We start from the raw sequence: 23,232 nt of genomic DNA on the forward strand, positions 1-23,232 counted from the left end.
AAATTCTTTTTATCCGTCTCTTTTACAACGCTATTTTTTTTCTCAAAAAGAAACGCCCCGCAACGAATTCGTTGCGGGGCGTTTCTTTTGAGGCTTCAGCTACTGCCGCACCTTGCGGGGCGGAAGCGCTGGCGGGTGGCCTTACGACTTGGCCAGGTCGAAGCGGCCGAGGTTCATCACCTTGGCCCACACGGCCACGAAGTCCTTCACGAACTTCTCCTGCGAATCGCCGAAGGCGTACACTTCGGCCAGGGCGCGCAGCTCGGAGTTCGAGCCGAAAATCAGGTCGACGCGGGTGCCGGTCCACTTCGTCTGGCCGGTTTTGCGGTCGCGGCCGTTGAAGAGGTTTTGGGCGTCCGAGGTGCTGGCCCAGGTGGTGTTCAGGTCGAGCAGGTTCAGGAAGTAGTCGTTGGTGAGCGCGCCGGCCTGGGTGGTGAACACGCCGTTGTTCGAGCCGTCGAAGTTGATGTTGATGGCGCGCAGGCCACCGAACAGGACGGTCAATTCGGGGGCAGTCAGGGTCAGCAGCTGGGCTTTGTCAATCAGCAGCTCCTCGGCGGCGGCGCGGTGGTGCGTTTTGAGGTAGTTGCGGAAGCCATCGGCGGCCGGCTCCAGGGCCTGGAACGATACCACGTCGGTTTGCTCCTGCGAGGCATCGGCGCGGCCGGGGGTGAAGGGCACGGTCACGTCGTGGCCAGCGTTTTTGGCGGCCTGCTCGATGCCGACCACGCCGGCCAGCACGATGAGGTCGGCCATCGAAACCTGTTTGCCGCCGGTCTGGGCCGCGTTGAACTCCTGCTGAATGCCGCCGAGCTTGTTGAGCACGGTGGAGAGCTGGGCGGGGTTGTTCACTTCCCAGTAGCGCTGCGGGGCCAAGCGGAGGCGGCCGCCGTTGGTGCCGCCGCGCTTGTCGGAGCCGCGGTAGGTGGAGGCCGAAGCCCAGGCCGTGGATACCAATTGCTGCACGGTGAGGCCGGATTCGGCAATTTTGCCTTTCAGCGCGGCCACGTCCTGGTCGTCAATTACCTGGTAAGTAACAGCGGGAATCGGGTCTTGCCAGAGCAGCTCTTCGGTGGGAACTTCGGGGCCGAGGTAGCGCTCCTTGGGGCCCATGTCGCGGTGCGTCAGCTTGAACCAGGCGCGGGCGAAGGCATCGGCAAACTGGTCGGGGTTTTCGTGGAAGCGGCGCGAAATCTTCTCATAGGCCGGGTCGGCGCGCAGGGCGATGTCCGAGGTCAGCATGAAGGGGGCGTGCTTCACGGCCGGGTCGTGGGCATCGGGGATGGTGCCGGCGCCGCCGCCGTTCACGGGGCGCCACTGGTGCGCGCCGGCGGGGCTCTTGGTCAGCTCCCACTCGAAACCGAAGAGGTTGTCGAAGTAGTCGTTGCTCCACTTCGCGGGCGTGCGGGTCCAGGCGCCTTCGAGGCCGCTGGTGATGGTGTGCTCGGAGTGGCCTTTGCCGAAGCTGTTGCGCCAGCCCTGGCCCAACTCTTCAATAGGCGCGCCGGCGGGCTCGCGGGCCACGAATTTGGCGGGGGCAGCGGCGCCGTGGGTTTTGCCGAAGGTGTGGCCGCCGGCAATCAGGGCCACGGTTTCTTCGTCGTTCATGGCCATGCGGCCGAAGGTTTCGCGGATGTCGCGGGCCGAGCGCTCAGGGATGGGCTCGCCGTCCGGGCCTTCGGGGTTCACGTAGATGAGGCCCATTTGTACGGCGGCCAGCGGGTTTTCCAGCTGCCGGTCGTCCACGTAGCGCTTGTCGCCGAGCCACTCGGTTTCGGGGCCCCAGTACACGTCTTCCTGCGGCTCCCAGCCATCGGGGCGGCCGCCGGCGAAGCCGAACGGCTTCAGACCCATCGACTCCAGGGCGCAGTTGCCGGTGAGGATGATGAGGTCGGCCCAGGAAATCTGCTTGCCGTATTTCTGCTTGATGGGCCAGAGCAGGAGGCGGGCTTTGTCGAGGTTGGCGTTATCGGGCCAGCTGTTGAGGGGGGCGAAGCGTTGCATGCCCATGCCCGCGCCGCCGCGGCCGTCGGCAATGCGGTAGGTGCCGGCGCTGTGCCAGGCCATCCGGATGAAGAAGGGGCCGTAGTGGCCGTAGTCGGCCGGCCACCAGTCCTGCGAGTTGGTCATCAGCTCGAACAGGTCCTGCTTCACGGCGTTCAGGTCCAGCTTCTTGAATTCTTCGGCGTAGTTGAAATCCTTGTCCATCGGGTCGGACAGGGCAGACTGCTGGCGCAGGATGCTAAGCTTCAGCATATTGGGCCACCACTCGCGGTTGGTGCGGCCGCCACCGGCCGTCTGCTTCACCGCGCCGTTGAGGAAGGGGCACTGGGCGGCGTCCGCGTTCAGGTCGTGGAGGATGGAGTTGTCTGCGGGGAGGTCGTGCAGGTTGGCGCTCATCTTGAAAGTGGTTTTGGTGGTCGGCCTTGTAAATGGCCGGGTGAATTAAAAAGTTTGCGGACTTGCCTGGAAAGCCGTTATTAGGCGGCCGAAGCAGGGCAGTGGGTAGCAGCTTTGCACAAAGCTACTGGGTGCAAATGCATAATCAAAATCGATTTTGTTTATAACTTTATAACCAAAACCTATAAGTAGCGCGCTGCTCGTCTGTCATGAATCTCCAACAACTTGGCTACCTCGTGGCCTTAGATACGCACCGCCAGTTCGGCCTGGCCGCCGAAAAAAGCTTCGTGAGCCAGCCCGCGCTAAGCGTGCAGGTGCAAAAGCTAGAAGAGGAGCTTGGCGTATTGCTGTTCGACCGCACCCAGCGCGGGGCCGAGCCCACGGCCGTCGGGGCCCAGGTGATTACCCAGGCCCGGCGCGTGCTGCACGAAGCCCAGCAACTGCGTGAGCTGGTGCAGGTGGCCAAAGGCGAGGTGGTGGGCGAGCTGCGCCTAGGCGTCATCTCCACGCTGGCTCCGTACCTGGTGCCGCGCTTCCTGGTGGGCCTCAGTAAGGCCTACCCCAATTTGCGCGTCCACATTGAGGAGTTGCGCTCGGAGGAAATCATGCTGCGCCTCAAGGACTACCGGCTGGACGTGGGACTGCTGGTCACACCGCTCGATGACCGGCTGCTGCACGAGCTGCCTCTGCTGGACGAGCCGTTCCTGCTGCTCGCCTCCGAGGACCACCCGCTGGCCGCCCGCGCCACCGTGAGCCCGGCCGACCTGGCCAGCCCCGGCCTGTGGCTAATGCAGGAGGGCCACTGCTTCCGCAACCAAGTCCTGAACCTGTGCGGCCGAACGGCTTCCACCGGAGCGGTGGCCTACGAAAGCGGCTCCATCGAAACGCTGAAAGAGCTGGTGCGCCACCACCACGGCTACACGCTGGTTCCCGAACTGGCCGTGCTGGACGAAGTCGACCGCAACCCGCTGCTCAAGCGTTTCGTGGCCCCCACCCCGGTACGCGAGGTGAGCCTAGTTGTGCACCACGGCTTTGTGCGTACGACACTGCTCACCGCTTTGCGGGAATTGATTCTGGCTAGCGTGCCCACCCGGTTGCGCGCGGGGAAGGCTGGTGAGAAGGTTCGTTGGCGGTAGTGAATCAAAAAATATTCAGTGACAAAATCTCAAAACACTGCATCACATGGAAAACGAAACCATCGAATCTAATGTGTTTGACGTTCCGGATAACGGCCCCTTTTATCACGGGACTAGAGCGAATTTGCAGGTTGGGGAATTGCTAACACCGGGGTTCAACTCAAATTATCACCCCGAAGTCGTGATGAATCACATATATTTCACCGCCTTACCCAACGGAGCAGGACTTGCCGCAGCGCTAGCCAAAGGTGACGGGCACGAACGAGTTTACATCGTTGAGCTGACGGACAGCTTTGAGAACGACCCGAACGTCACGGATAAGAAATTTCCCGGCAATCCGACTCGTTCGTATCGTAGTCAGGCGCCCTTGAAAATTGTTGGCGAAGTAACCGATTGGGTGAGAATAACGCCCGAAGAACTTCAAGTGTGGCGCGAGAAGCTGGCGAAGCTAAGAGCGGATTCCAATGCGAAAATCATTAATTAGTCCTTATCATGTGCTAATGTTATTGCCAAAATAAGAATGATGAAAATTGAACTTATACCAGTAATTGAAATCGGGTATAATAATCAGGGCGTAACGGAACCTGAAAAATATCCATATTGGCAATACCCCAATATTTGGGATACCTATAACGAGCAGAGTTATCAGCGAGCGGGATTTAAAGATAAATTGAAATCATATGTAGGCGGCTCATCGATTTATAAACTCACGGATATTTCAGATAATAATTTAACAAAACTGACAATTGACCATACGCAGGAATTGCGAGATGGAAAATTTGAGCGGGAACAGGCATCTGCCTTTTTCGGTGGATATGTTCTGCGAATAGATGGTCACGATGCATATTTCCCCCAATGCTGCGGAGATTTAAGCGATATAAATTATTGGGAAAGACTTGCTGACGGCCAAACTTCTTATTATAACGGACATCCAGGCCCATATATTAAGTTTGAAGGTACGAATGTCTTACTCGACTTCTCTGTTGATGAATTTGATGAGCAATTTCAACCAACGCCGGTAGAACAGAATCTATTAGTTGACAGAAATGAACTTAAATGTGCTGTTGAAAAAGCTAAGGTGGAACTTCAATTTTTTGAAAAGCGACTTAATCAAATAGACAAAGTTGAAAACCTGAATATTGATAATATTGGTGGGCTTTTAATTTGGGGTGACGGGCATAGCGAATAGAAAAACAAAAACGCCCCGCAACCAACCAGTTGCGGGGCGTTTCCATGTCACTTCAGCGGCACTAGCCGCTGGAGTTTCTACAGCAGCTTGTCAATCGTCACCGGCAGGTCGCGCACGCGCTTGCCAGTGGCGTGGTAGATGGCGTTGGTCACGGCGGCGGCTACGCCCAGCAGGCCAACTTCGCCCAGGCCTTTGATGCCGAGCGGGTTGACTTTGTCGTCTTCCTCGCTCACGAAAATCACGTCAATGTCGTGGATGTCGGCATTCACGGGGACGTGGTATTCGGCGTAATTGTGGTTCATGTAGCGGCCGAAGCGGTGGTCCATCACCGATTCTTCCATCAGGGCCGAGCTGATGCCCCAGACGACCGAACCGAGGACCTGGCTGCGGGCCGTTTTGGGGTTGATGATGCGGCCGGCAGCCACGGCATTCACCACGCGGGTGACGTGCACGGTCATCAGGTCGGGGTCCACTTTCACTTCCACAAACACCGCGTTGTGGGCGTGCATGGAATATTTCGGCGGCTTCAGCATTTCCAGCTTGGCCAGTGCCGTGGAGTTTTCGGCTTCGATTTTAGGCTCGCCGCTGGCTTGCACGAGGTCGCGTAGTACGACGGCCTGCGTCTCATCCGAGCGCAGGCGCAGCTGGCCGTTGGCAAACTGCACATCGTCAATTTTGGCGTCTTTGAAAGCCGGGTGGTCCATTTTCTGGGCCTGTTTCAGCAGGGCTTCGCCGAGCTTAGTGCAGGCTTCAACTACGGAGTTGCCGACGGAAGCGGCCGTCCAGGAGCCGCCTTGCAGGGGCGACTCGGGCAGCGTGGTATCGCCCAGCACGAAGGTGACGGCTTCGATAGGCAGGCCCATGCTTTCGGCCGCAATCTGCGTCATGATGGTGTAGGTGCCGGTGCCGATTTCATTGGTGCCGCTGCTCACCGTGAGGTGGCCATCGGCGTCGAGGCTGGCTTTCACGGTGGCAGGCATCTTGGATGCGTCCCAGATGCCACCGCCCATGCCCCAGCCCACCAGCATTTTGCCGTCGCGCATCGAGCCGGGTTTGGCGGTGCGCTTCTCCCAGCCGAATTTGGCTGCGCCCTCGGCGTAGCACTTGCGCAGGGCCTTGCTGGAGTAGGGCAGGTTCTGGGCCTGGTCGAAATCGGAGTAGTTGCGGATGCGGAATTCGAGCGGGTCGAGGCCGGCGGCGTAGGCCATTTCGTCCATCGCAATTTCCAGCGCGATGGAGCCCGAGGCCGCGCCGGGTGCGCGCATATCGAGCGGCGAAAACACGTCGACTTTAGCCAAGCGGTAGCCCAACTCCACGTTTTTGCAGTCGTAGAGCGTGCCGGACCAGCCCACCACGTTTTCGGTGAAATCCTCAAACTGCGAGGTTTCGGCTACGGCAAAGTGGTTGATGCCAGTGAGCGAGCCGTCGGCCGCCGTGGCCAGGGCCACGTGCTGCAAGGTTTCGGGCCGGTGGCCGAAGCTGAACATCTGCTCGCGGGTGAGCGACACGCGCACCGAACGTTCCAGCTGCAGCGAAGCCATGACGGCCAGAAACAACTGATACTGGGGCCGCAAGCCGGAGCCGAAGCCGCCGCCGGTGTATTTCGAAATCACCCGTGCCTGGTCCTTGCTCAGGCCGAAAATCTTATTTACGTACTGCTGGCTGTTGAAAACACCCTGCGTCTTATCATAGATATTCAGCTTCTTATCGCCCAGCCACTCTACCGTAGTGGCAAACATCTCCATCGGGTTATGGTGCTGGGCGTGGTGCGAGTACTGCGCCTCCATGTGGGCCACGCCTTCTTTCCAGCCCTTGCCGAAATTGCCGCGCGACTTCGGCGGCTTGTAGCCAGTTTTGCCGCGGCCGGGCTCGTAGGCCTCGTCGATGTGCTTCACCAGCTCGGTTTCGTGCGCTACTTCCTCGTACTCAATGTGCAGGATGGACGCGGCGTAGCGGGCCAGCTCAAATGTGTCGGCCACAACTAGCGCCACGGGTTGCAGGCTGTACTTGATTTCGGCGTCGTGCAGCGGCCGGAAAGGTGAGCCGCCGGGGGCCACATCGTCCTTGTAGCTGCGGTCAAGAAATGCGAAACCGGGCACGTTTTCGTGCGTGAAAATCTCCTGCACGCCGGGCAGAGCCAAAACCGGCGCGGCGTCGATTTTCGTGATTTTGCCCTTGGCAATCGGGCTGCTTACCACATAGCCGTAGAGCAGATTGGGCACGTTGAATTCGGCGGCGTACTTGGCGGTGCCGAGGACTTTTGCCGGGCCATCGACGCGGTTGGTGGGTTTGCCGATGTAGTCGGTGGTGTGGCTCATGGGTTGGAGTTTTGAAAGGCGTTGGTGTCGAGCACCTGATTCATTTCGGTGGCTTGCTTAAGGGCGCGCACGATGGCGCGCTTAGCCAGCTCAATCTTAAACGTATTGGCACCGTGGCCTTTGGCATTTTCGAGCACCTTGGCCGCCACGCGGCGGAAGGTGTCGGCCGTGGCGCGCTGGCCAACGAGCATTGCCTCAGCCTCTTTATCGCGCCAGGGCTTGTGGGCAACGCCGCCCAGCGCCAAGCGGGCATCCTTGATGAGTGTGCCTTCCAACTCCAACGCCGCCGCCACGCTCACCAGGGCAAAGGCGTAGCTGGTGCGGTCGCGCAGCTTCAAGTAGCTGAAGTTTTTCTCGAAGCCCTTTGCGGGCAAGTCGAGGCCGGTGATGAGCTCGCCGGGCTCCAGGGTGTTGTCGCGCTCGGGATGGTCGCCGGGTAGGCGGTGGAAATCCTCAAATTTGATGGTGCGCTCGCCGTTCGGGCCGCTCACGCGCACGGTGGTATCGAGGGCGGCCAGGGCCACGCACATATCGGAAGGGTGGGTGGCAATGCACTGGTCGCTGGTGCCCAGGATGCCGCACACCCGGTTGTAGCCGCCGATGGCCGAGCAGCCGGAGCCGGGCTCGCGCTTGTTGCAGGGCGTGGCCAAGTCGTAGAAGTAGTAGCAGCGGGTGCGCTGCATCAGGTTGCCGCCGTCGGTGGCCATGTTGCGCAGCTGCGGGCTGGCCCCCGCCAGAATGGCTTGGTTCAGCAGCGGGTAGCGTTTTTCTACCTCGGGGTGCCAGGCGGTGTCGGCGTTGGTGGCGAGAGCACCGAGGCGCAGGCCGCCGTCGGGCAGGTTCTCGATGGTATCTAGGCCCAGCTTTTTGAGGCCGATGAGGTGCGTGGGGCGGGCCACGTTCTCCTTCATCAGGTCAATCAGGTTGGTGCCGCCGCCGATGTAAGCCGCGTCGTCGTGCGCGGCTTTATCCTGCACGGCGCCCGCCACGGCGGTGGCTTGGGTGAAAGTGAAGCTGTTCATCTTACTGGAATGAGGAATGAAGGATTATTTCTTCGGTGGTTCAACCGGGGCCATGTCCGGCTTGGCGGCACCCGCCGACCACGCCTTATCCTCGATGATTAATCCTTCGTTGTTAAGTACTTCCATTACCGCGCTCAAAATATTGGTGTAAGCGCCGCAGCGGCACACGTTGCCGCTCATCAGCTCGCGCACCTGGGCTTCGGTTTTGGCCTTGCCTTCGTTGATGAGGCCCTGGGCCGAGCAAATCTGGCCCGGCGTGCAGTAGCCGCACTGGAAGGCGTCGTGGTCGATGAAGGCTTGTTGCAGCGGGCTGAGCTTGTCCTCCGTTCCGAGTCCTTCGATGGTCGTGATTTTTGACTCATCATGCATCACGGCCAGCGTGAGGCAGGAGTTGATGCGCTTGCCATCGACCAGCACCGTGCAGGCGCCACACTGGCCGTGGTCGCAGCCTTTCTTGGTGCCGGTGAGGTCGAGGTACTCGCGCAGGGCGTCGAGCAGGGTGGTCCAGGGGGCAATCTGGAGGGTGTGGGCCTGGCCGTTGATGTTGAGGCTGACGGCTTGGGTTGGGGCCAGGGCCACCGGCGGCGGGGCCAGTGGGGCTTGGGTAACTTGACTCATAATGAAAGAATAGCTAGGAGATGGCAGGTACTGGTATTGCCTACGGCCGCTTTTTCCTTCGTGTTTTGCCAAGTGATGCTGTTCATTGCCGGATGCTTTCAAGTAAGCACAACCAGACAATGTCGAAAGGTTGAAAATCAGTCATAATGAAGACTAGATGAAAATTCTGGCAATTCAGAGAAACTCCTGCCTTTGCCAATATCACATCCGTAAAAGGGATGTATTGTCGGAAATACAACGTGTTAACACTGCTTTAGCGCATACCCGTATTCCTAACCAAGTGGCCCGCCAACGGCCGCCCACGCGGCCCGTTTTCCGAAACGGCGCTACCTTCCGGCCCCATGAAAATCCTTTTAGTTGAAGACGAACCCTCGGTAGCCGCCTTTCTGCACCAGGGCCTGACGGAGCAGGACTACACCGTCGACCTCGCCGCCGACGGCCTGCTGGGCCTGCGCCGCGCCCAGGAAAACCGCTACGATTGCCTAATTCTGGACCAGATGCTGCCCGGCCTCAGCGGCCTCGAAGTGTGCCGGCAAGTGCGCGCCCATGACCCCGGCGTGCCCATCCTCATGCTCACCGCGCTGGGCGAAACCGACGACAAAATCCGCGGCCTCGACGCCGGCGCTGATGACTACCTCGTCAAGCCCTTCGCCTTCGATGAACTGCTGGCCCGCCTGCGCGCCCTCGTGCGCCGCCGTACCGAAGCCCCCGCGCCCAAAGCCGTCCTCCATCTGGCCGACCTCAGCCTCGACCCTGGCGCCAAGCGGGTGGAGCGCGCCGGCCAGGCTATTCAGCTCACCGCCCGCGAGTTTGCGTTGCTGGAGTATTTACTCCGTAATCAAAACCGCGTGGTTTCGCGCGCTGATTTGTTGGAACACGTCTGGGATTTGAGCTTCGATACCGGCTCGAATGTGATTGACGTGTACATCAATTTCCTGCGGAAAAAGGTGGATAAGGGCTTTGAGCCGAAGCTGATTCACACGCTGGTAGGGATGGGGTATGTGATGAAGAATGAGGGGTAAACTAGTGGGGCAGGAGTGAAAATATTGAAGTCATGCTCGCGCAGCCGAAGCATCTTGCGTGCCACCACTAACCTAATCGTTGCAACGAAGCGAGCGAGATGCTTCGGCTGCTCTCAGCATGACGTTCTTTTAATCCGTCCCTTCATCCTGCTTCTGACTAATGTCCATTCGCCTCCGCCTTGCTTTGCAGTTCGGGTCTATTCTGGCCGTGACGCTGCTGCTGTTTGCGCTGGTTATCTACTTCGCTACGCAGCAGTCGCGGCGCAATGAGTTCACTCAGAGTTTGTTCAAACGCACGCTGGTGGTGGGACACGCCTACGTGGCCGGCCAGGAAGGCCGCGCCGATGCCGGCGAAGAAGCCTCCTACCGCCGCTACCTGCGCCAGCTCTACCGCACGCTGCCCGCCGAGCAGGGCCGGGTGTATGACGCAAATAACCACCTGGTTTTTCGGGAAGGGCAGGGGGCGGCCCGGCCCGCGCCGCCCGCGTGGCTGGCCGAGGTACGCCGCACCGGCCAGGCCGTGCTGGAACCCGAAACCAACTACCACGAAACCGTGGGCCTACTCTACCGCGATGCCCGCATGGGGCCGCTGGTAGTGGTGGCCTCGTCGGTGGATGAGGACAGCCGCCAGCAGCTGGACGAGCTGCGGCGACTGCTGGCGCTGGGCTTTCTGGTGGCCGTGGCGGCGGCGGGCGCGGGCAGCTGGTTCTTTGCCGGGCGGGCGCTACGCCCGCTGCGCCGCATGGTGCGCGAAGTCGACGGCATCACCGCCACCGACCTGAGCCAGCGCCTGACCCGCACCGGCGAAACCACCGATGAAATCGGCCTGCTTACCCAGCGCTTCAATCGCCTGCTCGACCGTCTGGAAGCGGCCTTCGTGGGTCAGCGCACCTTCGTGCGCGATGCCTCGCACGAGCTGCGCACGCCGCTCACGGCCCTCATCGGCGAGCTGGAAGTGTCGCTGCTGCAGGCCGAGCGCCCGCCCGCCGAGTACCGCCGCGTGCTGCAAAGCACCCTCGACTCGGCCCGGCAGCTCAACAGCCTCACCAACGGCCTGCTGCAAATTGCCCGCGCTTCCGACGACCCCTCGCAGGTGCCCATGGCTGCCGTCAGCCTCGACGATTTGCTGCTCCAGGCCCACGAGCAGCTGCTGCGCCGCCACCCCACCTGCCGCGTCGACCTCGATTTTGGGGAGGCCGAATCCTTCATCGTGCGCGGCAACGAGGCGCTGCTGCTCTCGGCTGTGCTCAACGTGCTGGACAATGCCTGCAAGTTCTCGAAGGCCACGGGCGGCACCGTGACGGCCACGCTGGCCCGCCGCCGCAAGCACCTCTCACTGCTGGTGAGCGACGAAGGGCCGGGCCTCTCAGCTGCCGATTTGCAGCAGGTATTCGTGCCGTTTTTCCGGGCAGCCTCGGCGCGGGCGGTGCCGGGGCACGGCATTGGGCTGCCGCTGGCGGCGCGCATCATGGCGCTGCACGGCGGCACGGTGCGCGTGGAAAGCGAGCCCGGCCAGGGCACGCAGGTGTGGCTGGAATGGCCGGTGCCTGTCTGAGCTGGTAATGTTGGATGGGACGGTCATGCAGAGCGTAGCGAAGCATCTTTACCGCGCAATGCAATCCGATTGATGGGATTAGTGGTGGCGGGCAAGATGCTTCGCTACGCTCTGCATGACGTTCATTTTATCGGATTTTCGAATAATCCCCGGTTTTAATTTCCTTTTAATTTCCCTTTAATTCGACCTTAATAACGCCTCGGTAACCTTGTATTCAGAATTCCCCCCAAGCCAGATTTTCGGCTTAGGCTGCACTCACAAGACCATGACCCAGGTAATTTCTTCGCCGGCCCAAACCGGTACTCCCATCGCGCCGCCTGCTGCCCCCGTCAATCCCCGGCCCAAGGTGTCGCTGTTCAGCACCATCGGGCAGGATGCGCCGGCGGGGCTGGTCGTATTTCTGGTGGCGCTGCCGCTGTGTCTGGGTATCTCGCTGGCCTCGGGCGCACCCCTGCTGGCGGGCGTGATTGCGGGCATCGTGGGCGGCGTGCTGGTGAGCGTGCTCAGCGGCTCGGCGGTGAGCGTGAGCGGGCCGGCGGCTGGCCTCACGGTGGTGGTGCTGTCGGCTATTTCCACGCTGGGCTCGTGGCCGGCGGTGCTGGCGGCCACGGCCGTGGCCGGCGTTATTCAGATTATTCTGGGGCTGGCCCGGGCGGGCATTATTGCCCTATACTTCCCGGCGGCCGTGATTCGCGGTATGCTGGCGGCTATCGGTATTATATTGATTTTGAAGCAGCTGCCGCACTTTTTTGGGGCCGATGCCGACTATTTCGAGGACATGAATTTCCTGCAGTTCAATGGTATGAACACGTTCTCAGCCATTGGCGCAGCTATGAAGGCGCTGAGCCCCGGCTCGGTGCTGGTGGGCGTGGTGTCACTGACTATCCTGCTGCTTTGGAATACGGCCCCCGTGAAACGGCAGCCGTGGTCGCGGCTGGTGCCGGGCGCGCTGGTGGCCGTGCTGGCCGCCGTGGGCATCAACCAATTGCTAAAAGCCGTGGCCCCCGATATGCAGGTGCGCCCCGAGCACCTCGTGAAGCTGCCGGTGCTGTCGTCGCTGGGCCAACTGGCCCGCGAAATGACTTTCCCCGATTTCAACGCCCTGCGCAACCCCGCTACCTACGGCGTGGCCTTCACCATTGCCATCGTGGCCTCGCTCGAAACGCTGCTTAGCGTGGAGGCCGTGGACAACCTCGACCCCCAGAAACGCCACACGCCCACCAACCGCGAGCTGCTGGCCCAAGGCGCGGGCAACCTGGTGAGCGGCCTGCTGGGTGGCCTGCCGCTCACGGCGGTTATCGTGCGCTCATCGGCCAACATCGCGGCTGGCGCGCAGAGCAAGCTGTCGGCTTTCATTCACGGCCTGCTGCTGCTCACGAGCCTGCTGTTTCTGGGCGCGGTGCTGAACCTGATTCCGCTTTCGGCGCTGGCGGCGGTGCTGCTGCTGGTGGGCTTTAAGCTGACCACACCGGCGCTCTACCGCAAGCAGTGGCAGCTGGGCCGCGAGCAGTTCATCCCCTTTATCATCACCATCGTGGCGGTGCTCTTTACCGATTTGCTGAAGGGCGTGAGCATTGGGCTAGTGCTGGGCTTCTTCTTCATCCTGCGCGACAACGCCAAGGCCGGCTCCTACCTGCGGCGCGACGACTCCGAGGACAACGCCGAAAGCCCCAATGCCCCCCTGCACCTGCGCCTACCCGAGCACGTTTCTTTCCTCAACAAAGCCAGCATCGTGACCACGCTGGACCAGCTGCCCGCCGATAGCCGCGTCATCCTCGACGGCACCCGCTCCGATGTGATTGACCACGACGTGCTCGAAGCCATCGAGGCCTTCCGGCAGGCCGCGCCCGCCCGGGGCATCGAGCTGGAATTGCGGGGCATCCGGCAGGTGGCGCTGGGGGCGCATTAGGGGCTGAATCTGCACGGCATGCACGGCTCTTCAGACCGTCATTCGCCCGCCCGTCATGCAGAGCGCAACGAAACATGACGTTCAATTTCTGTACGACCTGCTTTCCTTCTTACCTTGAATACAGCCCACCAAACCACCAGTCCGCTCCAGCCAACGCCCGCTGATATTCCGGCCCCTGGTGCCGTGCGGCCGGTGGCGGCCGCCGTGGTTACGCTCACGTTTTCGCGCGGCACGCGGCCGCTCAGCACCCGCCGCCCGGCCAACGGCGGCCAGCATGACTACCGCCGCCGCAGTGCCTGAACGGTGCCGATGCTCCCGCCGTAGAACTCCACAGTAACTAATTTTCAACCACTAATAGGTGCTACCTTGGTCAGCGCCTCACCGCTTTGCAGCCCGACCGGGTTGCCGGGCTCAATACGCCAGACAGCTGTTTCGGCAGCAGTTAGGCGATAAAACTTTCTCCTTTTGCCATGGCTGGAATCAGCAAAATTCTCGAAAATAATAAGAAATGGGTGTCAGACCGCAACGCGGCGGACCCCAACTTTTTTAAGAACCTGGCCAATGGTCAGAAGCCGAAATACCTGTTCATTGGCTGCTCCGATTCGCGGGTGCCGGCTTCGGGCATCACCGGTACGGGCCCGGGCGAGATGTTCGTGCACCGCAACATTGCCAATCTGGTGGTGCACAGCGACATGAACCTGCTGAGCGTGCTGCAATACGCCGTGGAAGTGCTGGGCGTGCAGGACATCCTGGTGGTGGGCCACTACGGCTGCGGCGGCGTGGCTGCGGCAGCAGCCAACAAACAATACGGCCTGATTGACAACTGGTTGGTGAATATCCGCGACGTAATTCGGCTGCACGAGGCTGAGTACCTGCGCATCAAGGATGATGGCCAGCGTGCCCGCCGCCTGGTGGAGCTGAACGTGATAGAGCAGGTACGTAACCTAGCCAAAACCAACATCATCCAGAACGCCGTGCGCGGCGACAATCCGCCCCGCCTGCACGGCCTTGTGTACGACATTGCCGACGGTGTGCTCAAAGACCTGAACGTGGACGGCGACGACATGATGACCGAAATGGAGCACATCTACGCCACCGAGGCCGTGAATCATGAACCCGAAAAAGACAAAGACGTCAACTCCTATGAAGGCCCCAAGCACGACCCGGCCAAGGAAGTAGTAGTCGAAAAGAAAGGCGCAGTCGAGAAGAAATAAGCGCACCCGAACCTTTCGTTTTCCCCGAATACCTACCAACCACCCACAAAAAAGGCCTGCCGCGCATTGCGGCAGGCCTTTTTTACTATTCAGGCAAGCAGGGCCGGGTTACTTGGCGGCCTGTAGTTCCTGGGTGGCTTTGTCGACGGCGGCCTGGGCTTCGGCGGCGTGGCCGCGGCTGGCCTGGGCCTTGTTGGCGGTCTGGAGCAGGCCCAGCACCATGCGGTCGGCTCCGTAGGCTTTGTATTTCACGCCGAGGTCGCGCAGGCGGGTCACGCCTTCGGCAAAGGCAGCCGGGTCTTCGAGGCGGCCCATCATGCCGGCCATGGGCTCGGCCAAGCCAAACTTGGCCTGCGGGCGGGCAGCATCGAATTTATCGCGCACGTAAGCCCATTCGGCGGGGCCGCCAGCTTGGGCGTAGGTGGCCACTACGGCTTGCGCGAGGGCACTTTGGCTGTCATTTTCCAACGCTTTGGCACGGACCAAGGCCTGGGCGGGTTGCACCACAGACAGGGCGCGCAGGGCGGCACCCTGCACATTGTACGACTGGCTGTTCAGCTGCTTGGTGAAGTACTTCTCGTCCTTTTTATCCTTCAGCTTGGCCAGTGCGCCGAGCAGCGAGGCCTGCACCCAGGGCTCTTTTTCGGTGGCTGCCAACTTGCGCAGGGCGGGCGCGGCTACTTTGGCCACGTCCTTGTTATCCAGCTTCAGCGCCTCCACGGCGGCCAGGCGGTTGTTGTAGAACTTGTCGTTAATGCCGGCCAGCAGCGTGGCGCGGTTGGCAGCGATGGTCTGGTCCTTGGCTGCGGCGTCGATGGCCTCGCGGCGGTCGACGAACAGGGGCGCGTGGGCGTACTGGAAGGCGTATTCGGCGGCCGTCTTGTTATCGGTTTTCAGCCAGAGCGTCTTCTTGTTGGCGTCCACGTTCACCAGGTCGGGCTTGGCCGAAAGGGGCATGGTGAAGGTCTGGGTGGCCTCCGTCATGGTCACGGGCTGGTGCATCACCTTGCCGCCCACATAGTAATCGATGGTGAAGGGCAGGCGGAAAGTCTGGCCAGTCTGGGTCTGCTTGATGGTGACAGTTTCGGCCTTCTTGGCCGTGTCCCAGGTGTAGTCAATCGTGACGATGGGATGGCCCGGCGCGAAATACCACTGGTTCCAGAACCAGTTCAAGTCCTGGCCCGACACGGCTTCAAAAGCGAGGCGCATCTGGTGCGCCTCGCCGTTGCCGAGGGCGTTATCCTTCAGGTATTTCTGCAGGCCGGCGAAGAATACGTCATCGCCCAGGTAGGTGCGCAGCATGTCCATGATGGCCCCGCCTTTCTGGTAGCTCACCAGGTCAAATACTTCCTCCTGCTCGTCGTAGTGGAAGCGCACCAAGGTTTTGGCCGCGTCGCGGGGCGAACTCAGGTAGCGGCGCAGGTAGCGGTAGTAGTGAGCATCGGCGGCGTCTTTGCCGTATTTGTGCTCGGCGTAGAGGCCTTCCGAGAAGTCGGCCATCGTCTCGTTCACGGTGATGTTGGACCAGCTTTCGGCCGTCACGTAGTCGCCAAACCACTGGTGGAACAGCTCGTGCGCAATCACTGATTCGGAGCCGTATTCGCGGTCAATCAGCTCGCGGTCGGTCATTTGCACCTGCTCGCCGTGCAGGGTGGCGGTGGTGTTTTCCATGGCACCGCTCACGTAGTCGCGGGCCACAATCTGGCTGTATTTATTCCACGGATACTCCACACCGAGGCGGTTGGAGTAGAACTCCATCATGTCGGGCGTGTTGCCGAAAATCTGCTTGGCGAAGGGCGCGTACTTGGGTTCGAGGTAATAATTAACCTCCTTGCCGCGCCAGGTGTCCTTGTAGATTTTGAAGTCACCCACTGCCATCATGAACAGGTAGGGCGCGTGCGGCAGCTCCATTTTCCACACATCGGTGCGCAGGCCGGGGCCGGCGGGCGTGCTGCTCACCATACGGCCGTTGCTGAGCGTGACGTACTTAGCCGGCACGGTCATCGAGATTTCCTCGGTGGTTTTCTGGTTGGGGCGGTCGATGGTCGGGAACCAGGCCGACGAGCCTTCGGTCTCGCCCTGCGTCCAGATTTGCACCGGCTTGCCCTTCACGGTCGAATCGGGGTTGATGAAATACAGGCCCTTGGCATCAGTAATAGCGGCCGAACCTTTCACTTTAAGCTCGTCGGGCTTCGAGACGTAGTCGATGTATATCGTGTATTCCTCGCCCGGCTTGAAAACGCGGCCGAGGTTAATGCGCAGGTTCATGCCATCGGCGTAGTCGTATTTCAGCGGAGTTTGCTGGCCGCCATTCATCAGCGCCACGGCGTTGATGTCCATGCCTTTGGCGTCGAGGCGGAGCGTGTCGGTGGGGTAGGCGTGGGGCTTGAGCGTGACCCACTCCTTGCCCAGTAGATGGCGCTTGGCGTAGTCGAAACGCACGTCGAGCTTGGTGTGCACCAAGTCGTTGACCTTGGTGGCCGAGGCGCGATAGGGGGATTCGGGCTTGGTAGCGGGCGGGGTAGGGGCCTGCGCGAAAGCCGGCGTGGTGGCCGCCAGGCCCAGCAGGCCCAGCGCGAAAAGATGCTTCATGGAAAAACTTCGGGTGAGTGAAAATCGATTTCGCGCGAAGGACGCGGACGTGAGGTTGACGTTGCCTGACGCAAGGACGAAAGTAGCGCTGACTCTGCGAGTCCACGTCTCGCCGCTGTGCGGCGAATGCGGAAATGCGAAATGCCCAAGCGGTGACGGGCAATGGTTATTCGCTGCGTCGCAGCGAGACGCGGACTCGCAGAGTCCACGCTACGGTAACTTTGCACCCCCACCAACCCACCAAGGAATGCGACTTACGCGTTACACCGCCCCATTTTTCTGCACTCTTTTCACCTTTAAATCTCTAGCCCAAAGCACCCCGGCCGACAGCACCCGCGCCCTCAACGAAGTGACCGTGTACGGCACCCGCCTCGACCAGGTGGCTGGCCAGACGGGCCGCTACGTGACCGTAATACCCGGCCGCACGCTCAGCCAGTACCCGGTGGCTTCACTTGATGACCTGCTACGCCTGCTGCCCGCCATTGAGATGCAGAGCCGGGGTAATTTCGGCACCCAAGCCGACATCACATTGCGCGGCTCCACTTTCAACCAGGTACTGATTCTGCTGGATGGGATGCGGCTGAACGACCCGCTCACGGGCCACTTCGCGGGCTATTTGCCCATCACCCCGGCCGAGATTGAGCAGATTGAGGTGGTGCGTGGTCCCGGTGCCGCCCTCTACGGCCCCGATGCCGTGGGCGGCTTCGTCAACATCGTTACTAAAACCTTCGCCGCCACCCATCGGCCCGATGGCGTGGAAATTGGCGGTACGTTTATGGCCGGTGAGTATGATTTAAAAACCACCAACGCCGGCTTTTATGGCCAGGATAAGAGCCTGCGACTGGCCGGCGGCATTCTCAACAACACCGCCAGCGGCCAGTTGCTAAACCTGCCCGGCGGCCTGCGCAATGATTTCAAGCTGAATACCTACTCGCTCTCGGGCGCATACCAAATCAGCCCAAAATTCAGCGCCGCCGCCCGCGCCAGTTTCGACCGGCGCGACTATAACGCCCAGAATTTCTACACCACCAACGCCGGCGACCGCGCCCGCGAAACCACCTCGCGCGACTGGTACCAAGGGCAATTGCGCTATGACTGGAGTACCCGCGCCCGCACCGAATTGCAGTTAGTGGGCACCTCCAGCACCGATTACTACGTGTACACGCCCACCTCGGCGGCCAGCGACCACCTGATGCACTACCTCAACGTGCAGGCCCAGCACCAGCTGCGTTTCTCCGATAAGGTGCAGCTGACCCTGGGCGGCCAGGCCGACCGCCGCAGCGTGCGCAGCAACGACCGCGGCGACCACGCCGTGTGGCACCAGGGCGCGTTTGCCGTGGCCGGCCTGATGCCCACCCCTGGCCTGAACCTGACCGCCGCCCTGCGTCTCGACCACGACCAAGCCTACGGCACCGAAGTGCTGCCCCAGCTCACCGCCAGCCAGCTGTTGGGCGAGAAGCTGACGGTGCGCGCAGCTGTGGGCCGCGCCATCCGGGCGGCCAATTTTACCGAGCAGTACAACTCGGCCATCCGGCCCGGCATCGTGCCCACAGGCTTCAACGTGGGCAACCCCGGCCTCGAAGCCGAGCGCACTTGGAGCTACGAAGGAGGCCTCGATTTCCACCCGCTGCCGGCTTTCACGCTGCGCGGCACCTATTTCAACCGCTACGGCCGCAACCTGATTGACTACGTGAGCACGCCCGGCAATGTCGTGCAGGCCGGCACCGGCTTCACCAATCTGAGCCCGGCCAGTACCTACCGCTACGCCCAAAACCTGTTTGCCGTGAGCACACAGGGGCTGGAGTTTGAAGCCAGCACCCGCGCCCAACTAAGCAAAGCGTTGCGCCTCGAAGGCAGCGTGGGCTACACCTACACCCACCTGAACGTAGACGGCAGCATTGTGTCGCAGTACCTGAGCAACGTGGCGAAGCAACTCGTGAGCGGCAACGTGAGCCTAGTGCACCGCCGCTTCACGGCCAGCCTGGGCGGGGTGTATAAGCAGCGCGCCAGCCAGCAGACTGTGGCCACCGCCACCGTCAACGATGCCCAGCTCACGCCCGATTACGTGGTCATCAACGGCCGGCTCGATGTGGCGCTGCTGCCCGAGCGCCTGTGGGTGGTGGGCCAGGCCCAGAACCTGTTCGACGCCAAATATTCCGACCTGCTGGGAGCGCAAATGCCCGGTCGCTGGCTGATGGCCGGCGTGCGGCTGGCGCTGCGGCGGTAGGGAAGGCCAGAACGGCCGGATAAAAAGAAGGTCATGCTGAGCGCAGTCGAAGCATCTCTACCGTACAAGTAATCCAATCGAATGGGTTTGCTATTGCGGTAGAGATGCTTCGACTGCGCTCAGCATGACCTTCTTTTTTGTCTGGATTGTCAGGTCGTCGAGGCTACCCAATCGCCGCCCGCAGCCAATCCTTCGCCTCTTGCAGCGTGCGGTGCTGGGAGGTTTCAATTTCGTAGTCGTTGGTTTCGGCTACGTTGTGGGTGTAGCTCTGTACCGAAATCTGGCCAAATACCGTTTCCGGCACGACGAAGCTGACGTGGCGGATGCCGGCGCGGTGGGCGCGGATATTCCAGTCGGTACGCATCCATTCCTGGTCGGCGGGCTTCACGGCTTGCACGTTGCGAGTGTCGGCTAGCCAGCCCAGCGGCTGCGTGCGGGCGGCTTCGGCTTCGTAAAGCTCCAAGCCCCGGTTCATGAGAAAGCGGAACTGCTCGCTGTTGGCGAAGCCGTGCCAGGAGATGATGAAACAGGGCACTTCGGGGGAATAGAGCATGCTGCCATAGGGCTCAGCGTGCACAACGGTATCGGACATGAACTAGCGGTATCGGGCAGGTGGTGGGAAGCGGAAATACGCGCCAGCCAAATGCCTCGCCCATACGCGGGCCGGTGCGGTGGGGTTGTCTGGGGCGGCACCGGGTGGGCGGGGCAGCCATCCGGCACTACCTTTGTGCCATCAATTCTTTCTCCGGAAGGATTGTTTTTATACAGAGGCGCTGAGAGACAGGCTCAACGACGCGCCGGCAACCACCCGCAACCGCGGCCCGGTGCCAATTCCTGACCATATAAAAACAACTGCCGTGCCTGCCGTTTCCGCTGCCTCGCTTGCTTTTCCTGGTCTTTTTCGTGCCCGTTTGTTGACGACGGGCCGCATGTTCGCGGGCTGTTGTTACTGTTGATTCCAGGCACTAGCGCCGCGTAGCTGAGGCTACGGTCGGTGCGGTTTCATTCCTTTTTACGGGTTTTTTGCTTTGCGGCACGGCTGCTCCGGGTGGAGCGGTAGCGTGGCGCGTTTCTATCTCTTTATGTTGAAAAAATCACTGGAGCTGCTCCGCGCGGAAGCAGCCGAAACGGGGGCGAACACCCTCAAACGCAGCCTGAATGGCGTGAGCCTGATTGCCATTGGCATCGGGGTAATTATTGGGGCGGGCCTGTTCTCGCTCACCGGCATTGCGGCGGCCAATAACGCGGGGCCGGCCGTTACCATCTCCTTCATCGTGGCGGCCGTGGGCTGCGCCTTCTCGGCGCTGTGCTACGCCGAGTTTGCGGCCATGGTGCCCGTTTCGGGCTCGGCTTATACCTATTCTTATGCCACGATGGGGGAGTTGTTTGCCTGGATTATTGGCTGGGATTTGGTGCTCGAATACTCGGTGGGGGCGGCCACGGTGGCCATCAGCTGGTCGCAGTACCTCATCAAGTTTCTGGGGAAATACGGGCTGCACATCCCGGCGCAGCTGGTGATGTCGCCGTTTGAAAGTGCGAAGCTGGCGGATGGCTCCACCGTGAGCGGCTTCGTGAACGTGCCGGCCATGCTCATCGTGCTGGCCATTACGGCCATCGTCACGCGGGGCACGAAAGGGTCGGCGTGGTTCAATGCGCTGGTGGTGGCCCTGAAGGTGGCCGTGGTGCTGGTGTTCATCGCGCTGGGCTGGCAGTACATCGACCCCGCCAATTACCAACCCTACATCCCGGCCAATACGGGCACCTTCGGTGAGTTCGGCCTGAGCGGGATTCTGCGCGGGGCGGGCGTGATTTTCTTCGTCTTCATCGGCTTCGATATCGTGGCCACCATGGCGCAGGAAACCAAGAACCCGCAGCGCAACATGCCCATTGGCATCCTCGGCTCGCTGGCGGTTTGTACGGTGCTGTTCGTGCTGTTCGGGCACGTTCTGACCGGTTTGGCTAATTACACCGAGTTCAAAAACAGCGCCGCCCCGGTGGCCATTGCCATCGAAAAAACGCCCTATGCCTGGCTGTCCTCAGCCGTGATTCTGGCCATTCTCATCGGCTACACTTCAGTGATATTAGTGGATTTGCTGGGGCAGTCGCGGGTGTTTTTCTCGATGTCGAAGGATGGGCTGCTGCCGCCGGTGTTCTCGCGGTTGCACCCCAAATTCAACACGCCGGCGCAGTCCAGCCTGCTGCTGGGCTCGTTCATTGCGCTGTTTGCGGGCTTCGTGCCCATCGCCGTAGTGGGCGAGATGACGAGCATCGGCACACTGCTGGCCTTTGTGATGGTGTGCCTCGGCGTGCTCATCATGCGGAGGACTAACCCCGACGCGCCCCGGCCGTTCCGCACGCCGTGGGTGCCGGTGGTGCCCATTCTGGGCATCATCGTGTGCCTCGTGATGATGGCCTCGCTGCCCTGGGAAACGTGGCTGCGCCTGGTGGTGTGGCTGGCGCTGGGCATGATTATTTACTTCGGCTACGGCAAGCGGAACAGCAAGCTGCGGCTGGCGCAGGAAGCGGCTGGCAGCCCACAGGTTTAGCCCCAGCGGGGCGGCATAGCGGTAGTAGAACCGACCCAATGTGGTAGCAAAAGCCCCGTAGGGGCGACACTCGTTCAACGAGTGTCGCCCCTACGGGGCTTTGCCGTTTTTCGGATTCGGCCTTACTACCGATATGTCGACCCGCTGGCCCTCAATGCGTGGTCAGCCCATTCGCGTCCAACTCTTCATCGTCCCGCACCCGGCTCAGGTCGCCTTCGAGGTCAATCTCTCCCTCCGCAGCAGTGGGAGTGAGGGGGCGCTGCTTGTACACATCCACGGCCCCGCAGCGGTCGAGGACGGCGCGGGCCTGCTCGGCTTCGGCGGGGGTGGTGGTAGCGATGGTGACCACGGCGTGCTCGGGGCCGGTGGCGGCGATGTGGGCTTGGGTATCATCGAGCTGGCTGCCGCTGAAGAGGTCGGTGAAAAACCGCGTCACGCTTTCGCGGAAGGGCTCGGCCGGCGCGCCGGCATCGGGCAGGTGCTGGGCTTGCAGGGTTTCCTGGGTGGCAATGTTGATGCTGCCGGGGGCGAGGCCGGCGGCCTGCGCCTGGGTGGCGGCAAACTCAGCTTCGGAAGCACTGGTGAATAAACCGACGATGATGCGGGGCATATAATAATAGGGGGAGGGTGTGCCGGTTCTACGGCGGCCCCGGCGGCCGGTTGTGGCGCGGCGGCGACGGCAATGTCCAAATACTTCCTACCTTTTGCCCATCTTTTCACTCCCTACCTCTTCAGTGCCCCATGGCCAACGCTAAAAAAGCCAAATACGCCGCCCGGTTCGAGAATTTCTTTCTGAATCTGCGCCTCAACCGCGACCAGTTTGCCGACATGGCCGCCTTCACCCTGCAAACCATCCGGCAGGCCGCCGGCGGCAAGTACAGCGCCGGGGCCGAGGCCCTCGACGTGGCCCTCACCGACTACCGCGCCACCCACGCCGGCCAGCTCTCCGGCGAGGGCCAGGCCAGCACCAGCACCCTGGCCCAGGCCCTGGTCGACTTCAAGGACTACGTGAAGCGCATGGAGCGCAAGGTCATCAACCCCGCCTACGACGAGAGCAGCGCCGACCTGCTGGCCATCTTCCCCAAGGGCCGCGCCGCCCTCACCAAAAGCGCCCAGACCGAGGTGGAGGACGCCTTCACGGCCTTTCTCGATGCCCTCGATGCCCGCCCCACGGTCTTCACCTCGCCCCAGCGTACGGAGGGCCGCAAGGTGCTCAAATCCCTCTCGGAGGCGCTGGGCCGCGCCGATGTAATGGCCAGCACCGCCGGCACCCAGCGCATCGACCTGCACGATGGCCGCGAAGCCTCCTGCCTGGCCCTGTACCACGTCTACCTCACGCTGCTGCTCGAATTCGCGGCGCAGCCGGAGCGGGCGGCCCCGTTTTTCGATTTCAGCAAAGCCGAAATGGGCGGGGGCAAAAAAGCCAAACTGCCCGTGCCCACCATGCCGAAAAGCTAGTTAAATGTGCTTTGTAAATAAAAAGC

General features: G+C 61.3%; 18 protein-coding genes and 1 riboswitch. Of the genes, 11 read left to right on the forward strand and 7 right to left on the reverse strand.

Translation table 11 applies throughout. From position 1 onward, the window contains the following. Positions 1 to 141: 141 nt before the first annotated feature. The gene (gene katG, locus AAFH49_RS02340; protein ID WP_342295706.1) at positions 142 to 2,400 is read right to left on the reverse strand and encodes a catalase/peroxidase HPI; all 2,259 of its coding nucleotides are present in this window, start codon (positions 2,398 to 2,400) and stop codon (positions 142 to 144) included. A 209-nt stretch (positions 2,401 to 2,609) separates the two neighbouring features. Between katG and AAFH49_RS02345 the strand changes: the two genes are divergently transcribed. Genes AAFH49_RS02345 through AAFH49_RS02355 form a run of 3 tightly spaced genes read left to right on the forward strand, consistent with a single transcriptional unit; the run spans position 2,610 to position 4,725 of the window. Further along, positions 2,610 to 3,536 carry a hydrogen peroxide-inducible genes activator gene (locus AAFH49_RS02345; protein WP_342295707.1) on the forward strand — a complete coding sequence of 309 codons (927 nt, stop codon included), beginning with the start codon at positions 2,610 to 2,612 and terminating at the stop codon, positions 3,534 to 3,536. Between the two features lie 46 nt (positions 3,537 to 3,582). Further along, positions 3,583 to 4,020 carry an NAD(+)--rifampin ADP-ribosyltransferase gene (arr, locus tag AAFH49_RS02350; protein ID WP_342295709.1) on the forward strand — a complete coding sequence of 146 codons (438 nt, stop codon included), beginning with the start codon at positions 3,583 to 3,585 and terminating at the stop codon, positions 4,018 to 4,020. Positions 4,021 to 4,056: 36 nt separating this feature from the next. Further along, positions 4,057 to 4,725 carry a hypothetical protein gene (locus AAFH49_RS02355; protein ID WP_342295711.1) on the forward strand — a complete coding sequence of 223 codons (669 nt, stop codon included), beginning with the start codon at positions 4,057 to 4,059 and terminating at the stop codon, positions 4,723 to 4,725. Positions 4,726 to 4,802: 77 nt separating this feature from the next. Here AAFH49_RS02355 and AAFH49_RS02360 read toward each other — a convergent pair whose 3' ends face one another. Genes AAFH49_RS02360 through AAFH49_RS02370 form a run of 3 tightly spaced genes read right to left on the reverse strand, consistent with a single transcriptional unit; the run spans position 4,803 to position 8,683 of the window. Continuing rightward, positions 4,803 to 7,043 (reverse strand): xanthine dehydrogenase family protein molybdopterin-binding subunit, encoded by a 2,241-nt coding sequence (locus AAFH49_RS02360; RefSeq protein ID WP_342295713.1) that lies wholly within the window; start codon positions 7,041 to 7,043, stop codon positions 4,803 to 4,805. Next, the gene (locus AAFH49_RS02365; RefSeq protein ID WP_342295714.1) at positions 7,040 to 8,065 is read right to left on the reverse strand and encodes an FAD binding domain-containing protein; all 1,026 of its coding nucleotides are present in this window, start codon (positions 8,063 to 8,065) and stop codon (positions 7,040 to 7,042) included. Before AAFH49_RS02365 ends, AAFH49_RS02360 begins: the two co-directional genes overlap by 4 nt. A 24-nt stretch (positions 8,066 to 8,089) precedes the next feature. Beyond that, on the reverse strand, positions 8,090 to 8,683 hold the full coding sequence (locus AAFH49_RS02370) for a (2Fe-2S)-binding protein (RefSeq protein WP_342295716.1): 594 nt from the start codon (positions 8,681 to 8,683) through the stop codon (positions 8,090 to 8,092). A gap of 341 nt (positions 8,684 to 9,024) precedes the next feature. Here AAFH49_RS02370 and AAFH49_RS02375 point away from each other — a divergent pair, with 341 nt between their 5' ends. The 5 genes from AAFH49_RS02375 (at position 9,025) to AAFH49_RS02395 (ending at position 14,383) form a co-directional block, all read left to right on the forward strand. Next, positions 9,025 to 9,705, forward strand: a complete 681-nt coding sequence (locus AAFH49_RS02375; RefSeq protein ID WP_342295718.1) for a response regulator transcription factor — start codon at positions 9,025 to 9,027, stop codon at positions 9,703 to 9,705. Between the two features lie 160 nt (positions 9,706 to 9,865). After that, entirely contained in the window at positions 9,866 to 11,260 is a 1,395-nt protein-coding gene (locus AAFH49_RS02380; RefSeq protein WP_342295720.1) for a sensor histidine kinase, read from the forward strand. Between the two features lie 265 nt (positions 11,261 to 11,525). Next, positions 11,526 to 13,169, forward strand: coding sequence for a SulP family inorganic anion transporter (locus AAFH49_RS02385; protein ID WP_342295722.1), 1,644 nt, complete (start codon positions 11,526 to 11,528; stop codon positions 13,167 to 13,169). Between the two features lie 114 nt (positions 13,170 to 13,283). Beyond that, positions 13,284 to 13,469: a hypothetical protein gene (locus tag AAFH49_RS02390; RefSeq protein ID WP_342295724.1), complete on the forward strand. Its 186-nt coding sequence runs from the start codon at positions 13,284 to 13,286 to the stop codon at positions 13,467 to 13,469. 170 nt (positions 13,470 to 13,639) lie between these two features. Beyond that, positions 13,640 to 14,383 (forward strand): carbonic anhydrase, encoded by a 744-nt coding sequence (locus tag AAFH49_RS02395; protein ID WP_342295725.1) that lies wholly within the window; start codon positions 13,640 to 13,642, stop codon positions 14,381 to 14,383. 108 nt (positions 14,384 to 14,491) lie between these two features. Here AAFH49_RS02395 and AAFH49_RS02400 read toward each other — a convergent pair whose 3' ends face one another. Then, entirely contained in the window at positions 14,492 to 16,975 is a 2,484-nt protein-coding gene (locus tag AAFH49_RS02400; RefSeq protein ID WP_342295727.1) for a M1 family aminopeptidase, read from the reverse strand. Positions 16,976 to 17,222: 247 nt separating this feature from the next. On the opposite strand from AAFH49_RS02400, the gene AAFH49_RS02405 reads away from it, so the two are divergent. Then, a complete protein-coding gene (locus tag AAFH49_RS02405; RefSeq protein ID WP_342295729.1) occupies positions 17,223 to 19,202 on the forward strand; it encodes a TonB-dependent receptor plug domain-containing protein in 1,980 nt (659 codons plus the stop codon). 163 nt (positions 19,203 to 19,365) lie between these two features. Here the strand turns inward: AAFH49_RS02405 and AAFH49_RS02410 are convergent, their stop codons facing one another. After that, complete coding sequence (locus AAFH49_RS02410; protein WP_342295730.1) at positions 19,366 to 19,794, reverse strand: hypothetical protein; 429 nt, start codon at positions 19,792 to 19,794, stop codon at positions 19,366 to 19,368. A gap of 165 nt (positions 19,795 to 19,959) precedes the next feature. Then, positions 19,960 to 20,051: riboswitch (SAM riboswitch) on the forward strand. Between the two features lie 233 nt (positions 20,052 to 20,284). Between AAFH49_RS02410 and AAFH49_RS02415 the strand changes: the two genes are divergently transcribed. Beyond that, positions 20,285 to 21,748 carry an amino acid permease gene (locus AAFH49_RS02415; RefSeq protein ID WP_342295731.1) on the forward strand — a complete coding sequence of 488 codons (1,464 nt, stop codon included), beginning with the start codon at positions 20,285 to 20,287 and terminating at the stop codon, positions 21,746 to 21,748. Positions 21,749 to 21,899: 151 nt separating this feature from the next. Here the strand turns inward: AAFH49_RS02415 and AAFH49_RS02420 are convergent, their stop codons facing one another. Continuing rightward, complete coding sequence (locus AAFH49_RS02420; RefSeq protein WP_342295732.1) at positions 21,900 to 22,358, reverse strand: hypothetical protein; 459 nt, start codon at positions 22,356 to 22,358, stop codon at positions 21,900 to 21,902. Positions 22,359 to 22,489: 131 nt separating this feature from the next. On the opposite strand from AAFH49_RS02420, the gene AAFH49_RS02425 reads away from it, so the two are divergent. Beyond that, on the forward strand, positions 22,490 to 23,206 hold the full coding sequence (locus tag AAFH49_RS02425; protein ID WP_342295733.1) for a hypothetical protein: 717 nt from the start codon (positions 22,490 to 22,492) through the stop codon (positions 23,204 to 23,206). The last annotated feature ends 26 nt before the right edge of the window (positions 23,207 to 23,232 follow it).

It is taken from the genome of Hymenobacter segetis, assembly GCF_038448715.1.
GTDB classification, from domain to species: domain Bacteria; phylum Bacteroidota; class Bacteroidia; order Cytophagales; family Hymenobacteraceae; genus Hymenobacter; species Hymenobacter segetis.